Source organism: Fredinandcohnia quinoae, assembly GCF_022427965.1.
GTDB classification, from domain to species: domain Bacteria; phylum Bacillota; class Bacilli; order Bacillales; family Bacillaceae_L; genus Ferdinandcohnia; species Ferdinandcohnia quinoae.
Window position 1 is genome coordinate 13,753 of the sequence record NZ_JAKTTI010000032.1, and the last position, 17,175, is coordinate 30,927.

Below are 17,175 nucleotides of genomic sequence, written 5' to 3' on the forward strand. Positions count from 1 at the left end.
AGTTATAAGGTATAAAAAAAGGGAGAGCATGAAAAGCCCTCCTTAAACCTTCTTATTGTGGGTTTGAGATGTTTTCACTGTTTTAAATTGCTGTTCAGTTGTTAAAAAAGGGCACACGTATCCCGTTAACAACTGAAACCGCAAATTTTGCACGGCAAAAATATAGGAATTCGATCCAATATCCGCGCAATAAAACAGCTTGCTTTAACATCCTTCCCCACCTCCGCTTCATCAATATTCTATTATATTCTAATCTTTCTAATAATTTATTTCAAGTTTTTAGAAAAAAAAGGTTAAAAATGCACACGATGTTTCGATTGAAACACTGTGTGCATAGTCTTGTTACTACCTATCAACTTCTTTTTTCAGTATCTCCCCAGTGAACACATCAATTTTATAATCGATTTCGTATCCTTCGTGTCGCATTTCAATTTCATAATAGCCATCATCATCCAAGTCTACTTCTGTAATTTTGCCCGGAGTGTCCTTTGTCGCGATTGCTACTGCTTCTTCTTTAGATATTATTTTTTCGGATTTGGAAATGACATTTAAATTATCATCATCAAAATCGTTTAGATCATCATCGTCATCCATGATTATTTCACCTGATTTTGCATCAATATCCAAATCGATATCATCGTAAGAATCTTTGTGATTCACTTCAATTTCATATTTGTAGGCTCCATTATCTCGATCAAGTTCAATACTTTTTACAGTTCCGCCAACTTTTTCAATTGCTATCTTTTCTGCCTTTTCCATTGAAATAAGATTGGCTTCTTTAATTGTAGCTAAATCTTTCTTTTTATCATAAAATGCTTCAGCACCCATTGCCCCACCTAATAATACAACACCAGCAATACCTAAAATTAATAATTTTTGTTTCATCTGGTTTTCCTCCTTTGTTTACTATACTTACATCATAGCCACCGAAGATGAGTAAAGTCGTAAAGGAATATGAGAATTTGATGAGAAAGGGATGAATTTTTTAATCATCCCATCTTATTGTATGAACTTCTCCTGTTATTGCATTAATTTGCACTGTCGCATCCTCACCATCTTCTCGCTCTATTTCAACTAGATAGAACGTAATACCACCCAATTGTTCAATGTCAACATCATCAACATCACCTTTTACTTGTTGAAGGGCAATGACCTTCGCTTCATTCTCTGTTATGCCATTTGAAGCTTCTTGTGGAGACTGTTCCGAATCATCTTCATCATTAGGTTCTTCGTTTTGTATTGGTTCTTTTGCTGTTTCACCAGTTGCAATCCTTGTTAAAGCACTAATATCTCCTGAATTTCGATTAATCTCTACTTGGTAGAGACCTGTTTCTAGTTTAATTTGGATGTTATACACATCACTGAATTGTTTAATCTCAACGATATCACCACTATACATATCTTGAACGAGCTTTCCTGCTTCCGCTCCAGTTAAAGGTTTCGCAGAGGTGTTTATTTTAGTAGCTTGCCAAATAATAAATGCGACAAGCAAAACACTGACAACTACCATTATTAATTTGGGTTGTTTCATTCGTTTCACCCCATTATCCATTTGTTTCTACTATACAAGACGATTATGAGAATTTACTGAGAATGATACGACATCAAGTGTAATTTGTGCAGTTGTCCCTTGTCCTTCTGTGCTTTCTAACTTTAATCCTGCTCCCATTGCATCTGCAATTTCCTTCGCAAGTGAAAGGCCAAGTCCAAAACCACCTGTCTTCCTAGTTCTAGCCACATCGACTCGATAGAACCGATCAAATACTTTTGCTAGATCATCCTTCGGAATTCCAATTCCTTTGTCAATCACTTCTATAAAAGCTGTTCTTTGCTGGGACCTTATCCTTACCGTTATCGGATCCTCACTGTATTTATGTGCATTTTGCATAAGAATATAGAAGAGCTGTTTTACCTTTTGAGGATCTGCTTTTACTATAATATTTTGATCTCCTTTAATTTCAATTTCACGTTTGTAAGCTTCTTTGAAAGAACGGACTGCTTCCTCAATAAGCTTTGTGAGATTGATTTGCTTCTTCTCAATTTTCCATCGTTCATCATGCTTAGCTAATAATAAAAGTTGTTGTGTTAATTCACTCATGCGAATAGCTTCTGAATGGATTGCTTCAACTGATTCATGAAATAATTCTGGATTATCAAGTCCTCTTCGTTTTAAAAGATTTGCATATGATTCAATCACTGTTAACGGTGTCTTTAATTCATGTGAAGCATTTGAAACAAATTGCTCCTGTTTTTCAAAATTTTTACCGAGTAAATCCATCATCTCATTAAAAGTTTCACCCATTTGATAGAGTTCATCCTTTGATTTCTTTGGAAGTTCGATCTGTTGATATTGACCATTTTCTCGTATTTTCCGCATTGTCTTAATCATCGAAGTAATCGGTTGAGTGATAAAATTACTAAGAAAACGCGTTGAGATTAGTACAGGGATAGTAGCCAAAAGTGTAACGATAATCAAAACAATTTGTAATGTTTTTAAGTTTTTTTCAACTGAAGCAAGTTTTTCGATTACCTGTAGTTCTACAACTTCCCCACCTTCCCATATCATCGGAATCGAAACAAATGCATGGGGGATACCTTGATAATCAACAATCTCCAGCTTTTCCTTTTTATGATACATGGTTGGAAAGTCCTTCAAATCACTCAGCTCGGGAGCCGATACTGCCTGATCAACGCTACTATCAGGGCGAACAATTTTAAGCATTCCATTGACTGGTGCATACGCAATCAATAAGTTTTTTGCTGGAACCGTTGACTCAGTTTGTGTAATTCCTTTTAAGGTTTTCAACGCTTCGTCTGAAGTTCTATCTAGTTCACTACTAAGCATCATCCGACTAAAGGTAAAATAGGAAGCACTATTAATGAGAATCAATAGGAGAATAAACATAACTGCTGTTGATAAATTTATTTTCGTTCGTAGCCTCATCTTGTTTCCTTCAGCACATATCCGACACCACGGACGGTATGAAGCAGTGCATTTTCATATGGCTTATCAATCTTATTGCGTAAATAACGTATGTACACATCCACAATATTTGTATCTCCATAATAATCATAACCCCACACCCCATTTAAAAGCTGCTCTCGATTCAGAACTTGTTTTGAATGCTTCATCAAATAGGCAAGTAAATCAAATTCCCTGGGAGTTAGTTCAATCAAATCTTCTCTCCTGAAAACTTCTCGAGATACTTCACTTAATTTTAAATCTGCAACTGTCAGCCAATCTGTGTCACCGTTCGTATTACTTTTGGAATTCTGATGATGATTTCTTAAAGCTGCTCGGATACGTGCTAATAATTCCTCGATTTGAAAGGGCTTCGTCATATAATCATTTGCCCCAAGATCAAGCCCTGATACCTTGTCCTCAACAGAATCCTTAGCCGTTAATAAGATGACCGGAGTATCAGCATCACTCGAACGAATTCTTCGCAAGATTTCAATCCCGCTTAACCCAGGTAACATCACGTCCAGTAATACTAAGTCCCACTGTTGTTCACGAAACATTCTTAAACCGTCTATCCCATCTAGTGCTTTCCCGGTTCCATACCCCTCATAGGCTAATTCTAGCTCCAATAATCTAGCAATTTTTTCTTCATCCTCGATAATTAATATTGTAGGTTTGCGCGTCTCCATTTTATCCCTCTTTTACGGTGGAAATTTTATATCCAATCTACTTTTTTTGTTAGATTCTTAGACTTTCAGATGTCCTACATATATTTACCATTATACTCAATTTATTTGTTTTACAACAAAATAACGACTAGTATAGAACTATTTCCATTCACTAATCGTTATTTTAATCTCTTACTCTTTAGTTGTGGTGATGATCCTCGATGTTCTCATCCTCTACCTCTACATCCATGATTTCTTCTTGCTCACCTAGATTACTTGGCTGTTGTCTTCCCCAAAAGAATCCCCAAGGGTCTCGTCTTGGATAATCATGATCTCTTCTTGGATAATCATGATCTCTTCCCTCATTTATAATTTCAACATTTTTTGCATGAATGACTAAGTTATCAACTCGAATTACTTGTTCCCTTTTTCGATTAGACATTCGCCTGCCACCTCCTTTATGATAATCGCTTATATCTTATTCAAGATGTGGATTATCAGTATAGGGATTAGCCTACTTAGGCAATTTTTATGTGAAAATATTTTTACAAATCGTATATAATATAGAAGTAATCAAAAAATTGAAGAGGTGGAAATGATGGCAAAATCAAATGCTAGAAAAGTGAGAGAAAAGCAAGTACGTGAAGGAAAACGGAATCCGTTAAATGGCAGGAGTCCATATGCACTTTCAGATATGCATACAAGAACAACGAAAACAAAGAAGGATTATCTATACCGAACAAAACACAAGAACCACTCATCCAACTATGGAAATGATGGTTCTTTTTGTTTTTGTTAATTTTTCTTTATGGTGGAGCGATGAGATCTGTTTATATTTTTATCATTTAATTATGTTCGTGATGAATTACTCATATGGAAGGTTTGCGTTACCGATTCAGGGTTATTCTTCGCGACGGGTGCACGCGAGAGTGACTTACGTTACCGATTCGAGACTTTTCTTCGCGATGCGGGCACACGAGAACGGCTTGCGTTACCGATTCGATTCTTTTCTTCACATTGCGGGCACGCGAGGATGGCTTGCGTTACCGATTCGAGACTTTTCTACGCGTTGCGGGCACGCGAGAACGGCTCGCGTTACCGATTCGAACCTTTTCTTTGTACTGCGGGCACGCTAGGACGGCTCGCGTTACCGATTCAATTTTTTTCTTCATGCTACGGGCACGCTAGGACTGCTTGCGTTACCGATTCGAGACTTTTCTTCGCGTTGCGGGCACGCGAGAATGGCTCGCGTTACCGAGTTACCGATTCGAGACTTTTCTTCGCGTTGCGGGCACGCGAGAACGGCTTGCGTTACCGATTCGATTCTTTTCTTCGCGTTGCGGGCACGCAAGAATAGCTTGCGTTACCACTTCTATCTTTTTCTACGCGTTGCGGGCACGCGAGAACGGCTCGCGTTACCGATTCGAACCTTTTCATTGTACTGCGGGCACGCTAGGACAGCTTGCGTTACCGATTCGATTCTTTTCTTCGCGATGCGGGCACGCGAGAATGGCTTGCGTTACCGATTCGATTCTTTTCTTCGCGATGAGGCCCGCGAGAACGGCTTGCGTTACCGATTCGATTCTTTTCTTCGCGATGCGGGCACGCGAGGATGGCTTGCGTTACCGATTCAATTTTTTCCTCACATTGCTTGCTCGCGAAGACAGCTTACGTTACCATCCTCAAATCTTATCGCTTGATGAGGCACGTAAAAAACAAAAAACTGCAAGCACGAAATTCAGCTGCAGTTTGCATAGTATCTATATTTAACTTGTCATATCAATTAAATTCTCTGCTTGGAGTTCTGTCATATCATTCGCAAGAATTAATTCACTTAGTAAGATATTGCGGGCGTTATCAAGCAATTGCCTTTCACTATGGTTGAGCACTTTGTCCTTTTTAAAATACGTCAAATCACGAACAACCTCTGCAGTGTCTTGCATAAGGCCTGTCTTCATTTTTTCCGTATTTTTTTGTAGCCTTTCCTTCCAGGGAAGAGAACAATCTGGCTCTACATTGTGAAAGTTAAACAATATTTCTTTTATCGTATGTTGATCTACAACTGAGCGAATCCGTGATTTTTTAATTTTATTCATCGGAATCATTACATTCATTTTGCTAAGAGGAATGGTAATCACATAATAATTCTGTGTTTCCCCTTGGATTTCCATTTCTTTGATGGCGTCAATAATGCCCGCCCCATACATTGGATAAAAAACCTTATCACCAACTTGAAACAAAACATCCACCTCCACATTTACTTACATGTTTAATGATAACACACATCAATAAAATTAGCAAATATAATAATATAACACGTTTTATTTATTTACGTCAATACATTTCTACAAAATAACGATAAGTTTTTTATAAAATGATACATCATTCTGTTAGCGTTCTCATTTTTGACACATACCTGTAAATTTTCTTCAGGAATTCCTCCTATATTAATGAATTTTTAACTTCAATTAATTATGATTAAACTATACAACTATAAGGGGTGAATCAGCGATGCCTAGAGTCTTCGTACATTTTACTTTTATCTTCTTCACTCTCACTGCATTTTCTGGGACGTTGATGAGATTGTTCACCATTCAACCAAGCACAGCTATTCCATATACGAATATCTTACACGGACACTCCCATTTAGCAATTTTAGGTTGGGCCTTTTTAGGTGGCTTTGTCATTTACTTATTGATTTTTTGGAAATCAATACAGAAAAAAAGACAAGCGACAACTATTACAATTACGTTATTCATTACATCAGCAATTATGTTTGCTGCATTTTTATATCAAGGCTACGATGTATTCTCGATTATTATGTCTACCGTACATATTTTTATTGAATACTGGGCCATCCGGTTCATTTATCGTCACTTAAAAGCACAAAACAACGTACCAAAATCGGGAAAACGTTTTATATATGCTTCATTAATTGCCTTATTGATCTCTTCAATGGGTCCATTTTCACTTGGTTACATCGCAGCAAACGGACTTAAGGATACTTATTTTTTTGATTTAGCAATCTATTTTTACCTGCATTTTCAATACAATGGCTGGCTCTACTTATTTTTAATGGGCGTATTTATTATGATCATAGATTCAAAGAAAATTCCATTTCAGGATTCACTCTTAAAAATAGGATTTTGGCTTTATTTTCTCGCTCTATTTCCAAGTTATTTCCTAAGCATTTTATGGATAGATTTAGGGGGATACGTCCAGATTCTTGCAGTAATCGGAAGTATTGGCCAATGGTTCGGAATTGCATTCGTATTACTCGCGTTTAAGAGAATGTGGAAAAGACTATGGAAACAGTACTCAAAGCTAACCATCACATGTCTTTGGATCACATTTCTATTATTATTCTTTAAAAGCACGATGGAATTAGGATTAATTTCACCAAAACTAGCAAATCTAATTTATGATACAAGAAGCATTGTTATCGGGTATTTACATTTTACACTGCTAGGATTTATTAGTACTTTTATCCTTTCACAATACCAGATGCTTAATATTTTGAAGGATTACCGATTGACTATTTATGGTTTTGTTCTATTTTTCATCGGCTTTTTCCTTAATGAAGGGCTATTATTCGGACAAGGGTTGCTTGAATGGTTGAACCTATCAGGTATTCCTTACTTTGCAAATGGACTATTTATAGCAAGTGTATTATTATTGACTGGGATTGTCTTGCTTTGGATTTCGTTTGCTGCAGATAGAAAAAACGCTAGGTAGAGAGTAAAAAGATGTTCTAGTGACATTCCTATGTAAAAGCCTTAAGAGAATACTATTTCTCCGAAGGCTTTTTACATTATTCTAAATGGATATTCACCATATTAATTCCATTTAATATATAACTACATCCCTCAATTGCTTCAGAGGCTAGAAGTTCATTAGTAGGAATACCAAATTTTAACCACTTATCTGAAATACTCATTAAGACTCCTTTTAGTTCAACCTCATTTATCCCCTCTAGAAGCGATAAGTCTATTTCTACTACATAATTATTTTCCATTTTCCAGTAAGGTTCTATCTTTTGTACCTCTTGACTCTTTAATATAGGTTCAAATTTTTTTAGAAAGATTTTCAAAACCGATTTGGTTTGAGATTCATTTTTTGAATTTACATACAATCGTATAAACATTTTATATCACCTTACCATGAGTAATTCTGCCGTCCAATGAGACAATAAAATGTGAACCACCTCTACTCCAATCTCTTAATTGTTTTTATCTGTTCTTGCTAGCTTGAACATCCCAATTTAAAGACCGACCTTTTTTTCTGAACGAGAAGCTAATTTGTAAGCGTCAAATCCCGCCCACCTATGAACCTAGCAATTAACATGAGGTAATCTCTTTAAATCAATATTTGAGGAGGTTTTTCATGACAAAAAAATTAAATTTGGAATTACATAATGAATGGGAACGACGAATCTCAGTTTATTGATCAAGTGGCCAAACCCAGGTTAATTGGTGTAAAGCCAATGATTTAAGTATTCACCAATTTAAATATTGGTTGAAAAGAATTGAAGGCTCAAAATCCAAACCTAAAACAAGCACTCAATGGGTACCAGTCGAACTAGACAATTCAACTGATGAACATACCAAAAATGAAGCACTACAAATAAAAGTAGGACTTGCGTCCATTGAGGTGAAACCAGGTTTTAATCCTTCACTTTTGGTAGATGTTGTTAAGGTGTTGAAGACCCTGTGTTAGATGACATATTTGTTGATCGTGTCTATCTCGCTAGAGGTAGAGCGGATCTAAGAAAATCAATCGATGGTTTGGCAATTCTCGTTAAGGAAGGGTTCAATTTAGATCCCTTTTCTCCTAATCTATTTGTTTTCTGTAATCGAGGAAGGGATAAACTGAAAATTCTTTATTGGGATCAAAATGGTTTCCGGTTATTTTATCGTCGGCTAGAGCGCGGAAAATTCCAATGGCCATCTGATAGCCAGAGTACCACACCTATAAAAATAACTCAGCGTCAGCTGCGGTGGCTGCTCGATGGATTATCATTAGAACAAAAATAAGCCCATCCAAAAGTAACGGCAAGGACGATTATTTAATGTGTATATTTAATAGAAGAAATTTGTCCCATTTTGTCGTATAATAAACCTATGAAAAAGACAAAATTGACATCAATCCAAACTCCTACAATTGTAGAACTTCTAAAACGCGTTGAACTTCTTGAAAAGCAAAATGAGCAACTTCAGGCGAAGCTGGAACAAGAAAAGAAGGAAAATGAAGCAGAAAATAAATTGACTTCAAGAACAGCTTCGTCTTCATCAATTAAAACGTTTTGGTACTTCTAGCGAAAAATTCAATCCGAATCAGTTAGAATTACCACTTTTCAATGAAGTGGAAACAGAAGCAAACCTCGAATTACCAGAGCCAACAGTGGAAACCATCACTTACCATCGACGCAAAAAACGTGGACAACGTAAGTCGATGTTAGAAAACTTGCCTTCGGAAACGATTGAATATCGTTTATCCGATGAAGAGCAGGTCTGTTCGTGATGCGGTGGAAACCTTCATGAAATGAGTACAGAAACCCGCCAAGACTGAAATACATTCCAGCAGAAATTAAAGTGGTCAATCATGTTCGATATGTATACTCTTGTCGTCGTTGTGAACAAGAAGAGATTCAAACACCAATAAAAACTGCATCAATGCCGAAGCTAGTGATTTCAGGGAGTCTAGCTTCTCCATCAATCGTGGCACATATCATGACCCAAAAATACGTAGAGGGTCTTCAATTATATCGCCAAGAAAAGCAATTTAAACGAATAGGTCTGGATTTATCCCGCCAAATGATTGCCAATTGGATGATTTATGGAGCAGAAAATTGGTTAAGTAAATCGTATGATCGGATGCATCAGCTGATACTAAAAGTTGATATCGTATGCGCTGATGAAACGACTCTTCAAGTACTTCATGAACCAGGAAGATCTGCTTCATCAAAATCCTATTTCTGGTTATATCAAACAGGCATTGAGGACCTTCAATTATCCTTTATGATTATCAAGAAACTAGAGCTGGAGAAAATCCAAAGGAATTCCTAAAGGAATTTAAAGGGTATCTCTAGGTTGATGGGTACTCTGGATATCATAAGGTGGAGAACGTAACCCTCGTCGGCTGTTGGGCTCATGCTAGAAGGGGATTTACGGATGTCCTAAAATCCTTGCCTACGAACAGCATAAAACTAGTTGCTGCGACCGAAGGTCTCAATTTCTGTAATCAACTTTTCTCTATAGAGCGAAAGTTAAAAGAATTAGACCCTGAAGAGCGATATGAACAACGTCTGAAGCAAAGTAAACCAGTATTAGACGTCTTTTTATCATGGCTAAAAATACATGAACAAAAAGTGTTGCAAAAAGCGGCCTGGGTAAAGCAATCGCATACTGTCTAAATCAATAGGACAAACTAGTAGCCTTTTTAGAGGATGGACGATTAGAAATCGATAATAATAGAAGTGAACGCTCAATTAAGCCCGTAGTAATTGGAAGAAAGGCGCTTTTTGCCAATTACACCTAAAGGTGCAAGAGCAAGTGCCATCATTTATAGTATCGTGGAGACAGCGTTAGCAAATGGATTAAATCCATATTACTATCTTCGCTTTTTATTTGAGCAGCTTCCCAATATGAATTTGACAGATGTGGATGCCATTGATCCACTATTTCCATGGTCAACAACTTTACCAGTCTCATGTATTACTTTTAAAAGATAACTAAATAATAATACAGGCCATCCTGGATCAACAGGTGTGGCCTATTTGACGCTCACTTTCAATCGATTGAGACATTCCCAAACCATCGTATCATATCACAGCTAAAATGCGACAACTATCTTGACAAACGCCATACAAAAAAAAGGTGCCTTACCAAAGGGTAAGACACTCTCATCTAGTTTAACTAATAAAACCTAGCTTTTGTAGCCACATTAATATGACTCCAATGAGCGGAATTATAGCTAATGAAACAATAATTATTTTACTTAACCAAAGAGGAAATATTGAAAGTAAACTTGATATCTCGTCCCCAGTGTTCGATAATTTACTTTGTTTTTCCTTATTAAATCTATAAGCATAATAAATTCCAATTACGCCAACTAAGACTGATAATAATGTAAGAATTATTTCCAAAATAAACAATTCGCCTCCTAAAAATATACCATAATAAATATTCAAAATGAATTTTATTATTCTCTTGTTTATAGCTGTTTCAAGAAACATAATATATAAAAATTGAGCTTATAGAAGTGTACCTATTATTAGAGGACATAATCTACAGGGTATCTCTAATTAAATGAATTAAAGAACTGTAAAATTATTCTCTACTTAGTTATTACATTGTGTTTACATTATACCTCAATTATAGAGTAATGAGCATATTTGAGAACTTTAAACTTAAGAAGATATCAAATAGCTAGTCTTTTAAGTAATGCTTTAACACCTCTAACCCCGTTCTGTTTATAAGATTTAATTAATCGTCCTATCGAAAAACCATAAGCAGATTTAATTCCGCTTAATGCACTTACTAATCCAGATATGGTTGGTCGTTTTCCTTTTGCTAATTGTTTAAAAATATAAGCCTTTGCTTCATAATTAATCATAACGATCATTCGGAAGAGAAATCTAGTTTTATTTGCTTTTAAAAACAAGTATAGACCTTGGCCGCCCATAGCAGCAAAACCACCAACTATAAATGAAAGTGCAAATCTCCCCCAGTTAAAACCTTTTATATTTCCTTTTTTTAGCCAAAAACTAATTAACATTGGCAATGCATTAATTGCCCCCCCTACAAAGAATGCTACGATAGCCCAATTACCATCGGGGTCTACATTCATAACTGGATTATTATTCGCATAATTGTATCCATTAAGAGTAATCGGATTATATATATCCCCACGTACAGGATCAAGAGAAATAAATACACCATTTTCCGGATTATAGTACCTTGCCATTAAATAATACATTTTCGTGTCTTCATCATATCGATATCCTGCATATCGGTATGGATTTACAGATGCGAGTGCTCCACTTTGAGAAAGGATATTGCCCCAAGCATCATACGTATAGGATGCTACTACTTTTCCATCCTTATCTGTAAGTGCTAGTACATCCCCTCTGTAATTCGTTAAATAATAATACATACTTCCCTTATAATTCATTGTAAGCGGCGTACCATTGTCATCGTACGTATATTCTTTGATGACTTGGTTTCTTACATCTGTTTCATATAGTACTTGATTACCATTGTACTGATAAAAAGTAGTTCCACGACTATCTTTGCTGAAATCTCGATTTCCTTCTTCATTATAACCGTATTCGGCTATTATTTTTCCAGTTAAATCCTGAACTTTAATCAATTGGTCTAATTCATTATAGGAATAGATGTAGACACCGTCAGTCTTTAAGTTACCGTTCTTATCGTAATTGTAGGAACGTTGACCTACTTCTTCAAGTTGATTCACGCTATTGTATTTACTTTCGGTAATTATCGTTTGGCCATTTTTGGTTACCTTTTTCGATATTCGATTTCCTACATCATCATAATCATAGGCTATCTCTGTCCCATCAAGGAGTGTTTCTTTCTTCAATTGATTTAGTTCATCATATTCATATGAGATGGCACCCTGATTCGTAATTATGCTTTTTATATTATTATTGTTGTCATGCTCATATGTGAAAGAGTCATAGATTGTTGTAGGGCTCGAATATAACTTTTCTGTATCTAATCTTCCATTTATATATTCTTTACTATATTTACTTTCATTGTTAAACGTTGTTAATGCTGGTAAACCTGTCTTATCATATCCAAGAGACACTATTGATGAACCATTCCTTTTTATTTCTTTTGTTTTGTATGATTCATCTGGTATAAATTCTAAATTTGTGTATTGATTACTATAACTTGAATGTGAAATATTACTAACATATTGATCTCCTAAATAGTTAAATCCAATCTCACCATTACTATCATGATAATTAATGGATTTAAGTAATCCATTATCATAATATTCTAGGGTTCTAAGTGTTGCATTGTTTTCTGATAGGATGGACACTTTCTCATTTTCATATACGTACTTCCATAACGTCTTTTCACCTACACTGATAGCTTTGATCCGGCTTTCATCATCATATTCAGTATGAATAGTATCGCCGCTCGGCTTTGAGATATCTGTCAAATTCCCATTATTATTATACAGATATGAGGTGGTTTGACCCAAATCGTTGATTTCCTTCTCGATTAAATTTTGGCCATTATATTGGAATTCTGTGTTCGCATTCTGGGCATTTCTAATAAAACGAAGATTACCGTTATTGTCATATTGGTAATTTGTTTTTTTGTTTTTGGCATCTGTTACGATATCCAGTTCATTTTTAAGATTATAATGGAAGGAAGTCACTTGCCCTTTTCCATCAGTTTGACTAAGAACATTCCCGCTTAAATCCGTTGTGTGTGCTGTCGTAATTCCATTTGAATCAGTATGCTTGGTTGTTTTTATTCCATCTGTATAATTCACATCATATTCTTCCGTAATCCCATCTGACGAATGTAAAGACTTTACATCTCCATATGAATCATTTGCGAAATCTGTCGTTAGGTAACCATCATTATGAGGGATAATGGATTTTAGCAGATTTCCATTTGGATCGTACTCATACGTACTGACCTTTCCATTCGCATCAGTATGTGTCTCAAGATTGCCGTATGTGGTATATTTGTTAATTTCTTTGTTACCTTCAGCATCAATACTTGTCAGGAGGTTACCATTTTCATATGTGTTAGTACTAACAACGGTGGTTACTCCATTTTCTGTCTCTGTAATTGATAACACATTGAAATTAGTATCTAACTTATAGTCTGTTACGATTCCTAAAGAATCAATAGATTTAATTATCACATAGTTATTATTTGCTACGTACGTTGTCAAATTTCCTTCAGGGTCTGTAACAATCGATTGCTTGTTCGGAATGTCTACTTTATATTCCGTTCCAGGACGACTAACATCGTCTGTTGCCTTATCAATTTGAGGTTCTTGCACTTTAGCTAGGTTTTCATCGATATATGTGTAATTCGTTTTCCTTCCATTGGGATCGATGATGGTATCTATTAACGTATTCTTATAGATGAATTGTGTAGTTGTCTTGGTCCCGGTATTATTTTTCAATTCATCGACATATTCTAGATATCCATTCGAATATCTATAGCTAAACTGTCTTCCATCATACTTGATTGTATCTATGAATCCCTGAGTATTATAAGTTATATCAAGTACTTTGGATAAAGATTCCCCGAGGTCGGTGCTGATTTTTATTAGTTGATTTTTCTCGTTATAGATGTAGTTCACCTTATTATGATTCAGATCAGTCTGTGTTGTAATATAGGCAATTTTAACATTAGTGTCTTGTTGTGCATCTTTAATTTTAAAGATCGTTTGAACTCCATTTGGTTCATACATTGTATATTCATCTGAAGCCGTTTTTTTGATTGTTTCATATCTACCAGCACTTGCATAGTATGTGGCCGTTTTGCTATCGTATGAAAATTCATGATCCGTTCCATCTGCATCTTGGTAGTTCAAGATATTTGCGGTTTCTTTAATATTTAAAAATAGTTTTTCATTTCCAGTAAACATCCAACCATAACCAAAACCAGATGATTCACGACTTTTACTGTTATACGTCCTTGTAAACGCTAAGCCGGAACCACCCCGACCTACTAATGATAGATCATTATATTGAATAACATTATTACCTGTCATCAAATTTGTATAACTAGACCCACCAATTAATTCATGAGTAGTATAATCCCAATAATCCTCTAATCCCAATCTAGCATTCGTGCGGTAGGTGACCGTTAATAACGGTTTATATTTTTCATCCGCTGAGTGCTCACTGCTTATGAATTTTTTGTAGATATTAGTATTTTCGGACTCACTTTTTAACAGAAATCCATAATTCGTGCTTGGAGTGTCTCTCCAGTTCTGAATAATATGGATCGGAACTTCCCATTTCTTCATATCTTTCTCAAGTGATACAGGCGATGTTAATCCACTAACTGTTGATAGTTTATTGCTCGCGACATAATCTCCACCTTTTGACGTCCAAGCGGTTGAGGGTGAAGTTTTTGCGTAATTCCATGAAGCTTGATTTTCGTTCCAATCTCTACTCATTTTATAAAGGCCAATATTTACTGGTGATTGGTTATTCGTAGATGAGAACGATAAATTTAAGCTTGATGACAAAATATTTGTCGCAGCTGGAATAGATGATAGGTCGAACTTTAAAAGTGAACGAAATACATTGTCATTGGAGGCTCCACCACCAATTTCGATATCATTTCCACCTGTCTGGGTTGGAAAAGAACTTCTTACGTTTGTATCTTCAACAGAAGTTGCTGATTGAATTCTTACAATTGTAGGATCAATTGTAATTGGATAAATACGATTAGCGTCTTCTAGCCATTCCTTACTTGGAGCTAAGTGTAAATATAATTGATTATCGATTACTTCATGGCTAATTTTTACATGGTAGGACATTGCCTCTTCAGGAATAGATTTAATTCCTTCCGTTGCTTTAAATCCCTCTGGAACATATGAATCATACATATATGGGGCTTCAAAATAATAAAGAGGTTCATTCGTTTTAGTGTCATTAAGGTAGAGAATTCCTCCATCCTCAACTACTTTCATGCCTTCTAAGTCCATTTTATAAGTAAACTCAGATGGGAAACCTTCCTCTGGTTTTTCTGAATAAATAATATCTTCTTTAATTCGATCAGAACCAACCGAATATTTCAGATCGATATTTGAATAGATGTTTGGATAAATAATGGAGTCATCTTTTACAATTCCTTCAACATTTGCAGGTTCTTCACCTGTATGTTCCAAAGGTTCTAATTGCAATCCAGTTGAATATTGTTGGTCATCAATTTGCATGATTGGGGAATTTGTATCTTGTGTTTCATTGAACTTGACTGAAAAGGCATTTGCCTTATTTTCATACACTTTTTCTTTTGAATCTGAAATAAGTTGGTTGTTAATTGGTTCCCATTGTTTACTTTTATTTTTAAAGTGAATCGGTGTTTGGGAAATTTCAGACGTGTACGTTCCATCAGGGTTAAGAAACGTCTTTGATTTTTCCGTTCTCATCGATGGAATTTCTTTTTTAACAATTGAACTGCTGCTCTCCATTACTTTTTCAGGTACAGCTTCTTTTGTATTAGATTCCGCAAAAACAGTTGAAAGCTGATTAAACGGCATATATGTGATGAAAAGTGTAAATACCAATAACGATGATACCCACTTTATTACTTGTCCGGTCATCTAGTAATCTCCTTCTCATGATGTAGTCTAGGTTGTAAAGCCTTTTTGATTTTATCATGGGATAGGGAGGATTACTTCAAATTTTTGTAAGTTTAGTGGTGGTAAATAATACATTGGATATTCAGGAATTAACCTCCAAATTAAAATCGGCAAAATCTATAAATTTCCTAACTATTATTCATTCGTAAAAGAAAAAAATGTGTTTATGAACTCCAACTGCTTTAATTTTTCCAAGTAAAAAACGCTAGGATCTAAACCCTAGCGTTTCGTTTTGGAAAATTCGTTATGATTTTGAACATCGTTAAGGCTAACAAAATAAATACGACAATATTTATATACTGATTGCTTCCAATTAGGAAATTTGCAATAGCTAAAATGATGATCGGCTTTGTTAGCGCAAAGATAGATAGTTTCCAAAGCAACTGGAACATGAGCTTCCTTTTTAGCATTCGGCTAACGATGACGCAGCATCCAGCAATAATGGAGGTCGCTGTGAGACCTAATAAAATCATAAAAATCGGATAAATAATAATGACTTGTATGTAAAATACACTTTGTGGAATTTCACCAGTATTGCCCGCCAGGAGTTCGATTTCCATTTGAACTGTTAAAATAAACAGTAAGAAAAAGAAATAAAAAATGGCACTCGTCATATCCTGCTTCATCAGACGCTTCATTGCGTCTCGTTGCGGTAGCCATAAGCTATCCTTACACATATGTAGAAACTTCAATTATACCACCACGATCTTGTCAGCTCTTTGTAAAGATAAAGTCTGCTTCACCGTTAGCGACGACAATCTTCATATCATACTCCTCAAGGAACCATGCATCTTGATTATTGAAGTAAAACGTAACGCCTTCGACAACATCTTTTATGATGACTTCACCTTCTTTTCCAACTTCAACACCTAATGAATAATTCGGGTGTACAGTTGGAATTCCACCATATAGTTTAACATAAAATTGAACATAGTCACCTTGTTTTAGCTCCATTTCATCAATATACCATTGTGCGGCTTCTTTACTTACTTCAAATTTCATTTTCACACCTCTTATACTTTACTTATTTCCTATTATCCACCTTATCGGGACATTTTACTAATGTAAAGTGTGAAAACTTCATGAAAATTACGATGTTACCTTTTTTCTGCTACTGTTAAAATTTTTTTATTGGTGTATAATAAAGTTATACAAAAAAAGACTGAGCAAGGT

15 protein-coding genes and 2 pseudogenes are annotated in these 17,175 nt (G+C 35.5%); 5 read left to right on the plus strand and 12 right to left on the minus strand.

The window, feature by feature from the left end; translation table 11 throughout:
• Positions 1–94: 94 nt before the first annotated feature.
• From MJG50_RS22345 to MJG50_RS16975, 6 genes are all read right to left on the minus strand, one after another.
• Positions 95–232, minus strand: coding sequence for an RAxF-45 family protein (locus MJG50_RS22345; protein WP_345893248.1), 138 nt, complete (start codon positions 230–232; stop codon positions 95–97).
• Positions 233–345: 113 nt separating this feature from the next.
• Entirely contained in the window at positions 346–885 is a 540-nt protein-coding gene (locus MJG50_RS16955) for a PepSY domain-containing protein (RefSeq protein ID WP_240256941.1), read from the minus strand.
• A 100-nt stretch (positions 886–985) separates the two neighbouring features.
• Positions 986–1,531 carry a PepSY domain-containing protein gene (locus MJG50_RS16960; RefSeq protein ID WP_240256942.1) on the minus strand — a complete coding sequence of 182 codons (546 nt, stop codon included), beginning with the start codon at positions 1,529–1,531 and terminating at the stop codon, positions 986–988.
• Between the two features lie 30 nt (positions 1,532–1,561).
• On the minus strand, positions 1,562–2,944 hold the full coding sequence (locus MJG50_RS16965; protein WP_240256944.1) for a sensor histidine kinase: 1,383 nt from the start codon (positions 2,942–2,944) through the stop codon (positions 1,562–1,564).
• Complete coding sequence (locus tag MJG50_RS16970; RefSeq protein ID WP_240256945.1) at positions 2,941–3,651, minus strand: response regulator transcription factor; 711 nt, start codon at positions 3,649–3,651, stop codon at positions 2,941–2,943. Before MJG50_RS16970 ends, MJG50_RS16965 begins: the two co-directional genes overlap by 4 nt.
• Before the next feature lie 178 nt (positions 3,652–3,829).
• The gene (locus MJG50_RS16975) at positions 3,830–4,072 is read right to left on the minus strand and encodes a hypothetical protein (protein ID WP_240256946.1); all 243 of its coding nucleotides are present in this window, start codon (positions 4,070–4,072) and stop codon (positions 3,830–3,832) included.
• Positions 4,073–4,228: 156 nt separating this feature from the next.
• Here MJG50_RS16975 and brfA point away from each other — a divergent pair, with 156 nt between their 5' ends.
• Complete coding sequence (brfA, locus tag MJG50_RS16980; RefSeq protein ID WP_240256947.1) at positions 4,229–4,429, plus strand: ribosome rescue factor BrfA; 201 nt, start codon at positions 4,229–4,231, stop codon at positions 4,427–4,429.
• Positions 4,430–5,396: 967 nt separating this feature from the next.
• Here brfA and MJG50_RS16985 read toward each other — a convergent pair.
• Entirely contained in the window at positions 5,397–5,870 is a 474-nt protein-coding gene (locus MJG50_RS16985; RefSeq protein ID WP_240256948.1) for a CarD family transcriptional regulator, read from the minus strand.
• Between the two features lie 271 nt (positions 5,871–6,141).
• Between MJG50_RS16985 and MJG50_RS16990 the strand changes: the two genes are divergently transcribed.
• Positions 6,142–7,365 (plus strand): hypothetical protein, encoded by a 1,224-nt coding sequence (locus tag MJG50_RS16990; RefSeq protein ID WP_240256949.1) that lies wholly within the window; start codon positions 6,142–6,144, stop codon positions 7,363–7,365.
• Between the two features lie 76 nt (positions 7,366–7,441).
• Here MJG50_RS16990 and MJG50_RS16995 read toward each other — a convergent pair whose 3' ends face one another.
• Complete coding sequence (locus MJG50_RS16995) at positions 7,442–7,645, minus strand: hypothetical protein (protein ID WP_240256950.1); 204 nt, start codon at positions 7,643–7,645, stop codon at positions 7,442–7,444.
• Positions 7,646–8,088: 443 nt separating this feature from the next.
• On the opposite strand from MJG50_RS16995, the pseudogene tnpA reads away from it, so the two are divergent.
• The 3 genes and pseudogenes from tnpA to tnpC all read left to right on the plus strand — a co-directional run.
• Positions 8,089–8,346, plus strand: a pseudogene (gene tnpA, locus MJG50_RS22350) (IS66 family insertion sequence element accessory protein TnpA); the annotation flags it as partial.
• Positions 8,340–8,663: an IS66 family insertion sequence element accessory protein TnpB gene (gene tnpB, locus MJG50_RS17005; protein WP_240256951.1), complete on the plus strand. Its 324-nt coding sequence runs from the start codon at positions 8,340–8,342 to the stop codon at positions 8,661–8,663. The pseudogene tnpA and the gene tnpB, both read left to right, overlap by 7 nt.
• Positions 8,664–8,750: 87 nt before the next feature.
• Positions 8,751–10,360, plus strand: a pseudogene (tnpC, locus tag MJG50_RS22210) (IS66 family transposase).
• 180 nt (positions 10,361–10,540) lie between these two features.
• Here the strand turns inward: tnpC and MJG50_RS17030 are convergent.
• From MJG50_RS17030 to MJG50_RS17045, 4 genes are all read right to left on the minus strand, one after another.
• Entirely contained in the window at positions 10,541–10,774 is a 234-nt protein-coding gene (locus MJG50_RS17030) for a hypothetical protein (protein ID WP_240256954.1), read from the minus strand.
• 275 nt (positions 10,775–11,049) lie between these two features.
• On the minus strand, positions 11,050–15,963 hold the full coding sequence (locus MJG50_RS17035) for a DNRLRE domain-containing protein (RefSeq protein ID WP_240256955.1): 4,914 nt from the start codon (positions 15,961–15,963) through the stop codon (positions 11,050–11,052).
• A 251-nt stretch (positions 15,964–16,214) separates the two neighbouring features.
• On the minus strand, positions 16,215–16,694 hold the full coding sequence (locus MJG50_RS17040; protein ID WP_240256956.1) for a DUF1189 domain-containing protein: 480 nt from the start codon (positions 16,692–16,694) through the stop codon (positions 16,215–16,217).
• Between the two features lie 19 nt (positions 16,695–16,713).
• On the minus strand, positions 16,714–17,004 hold the full coding sequence (locus MJG50_RS17045) for a HesB/YadR/YfhF family protein (RefSeq protein ID WP_240256957.1): 291 nt from the start codon (positions 17,002–17,004) through the stop codon (positions 16,714–16,716).
• Positions 17,005–17,175: the final 171 nt, after the last annotated feature.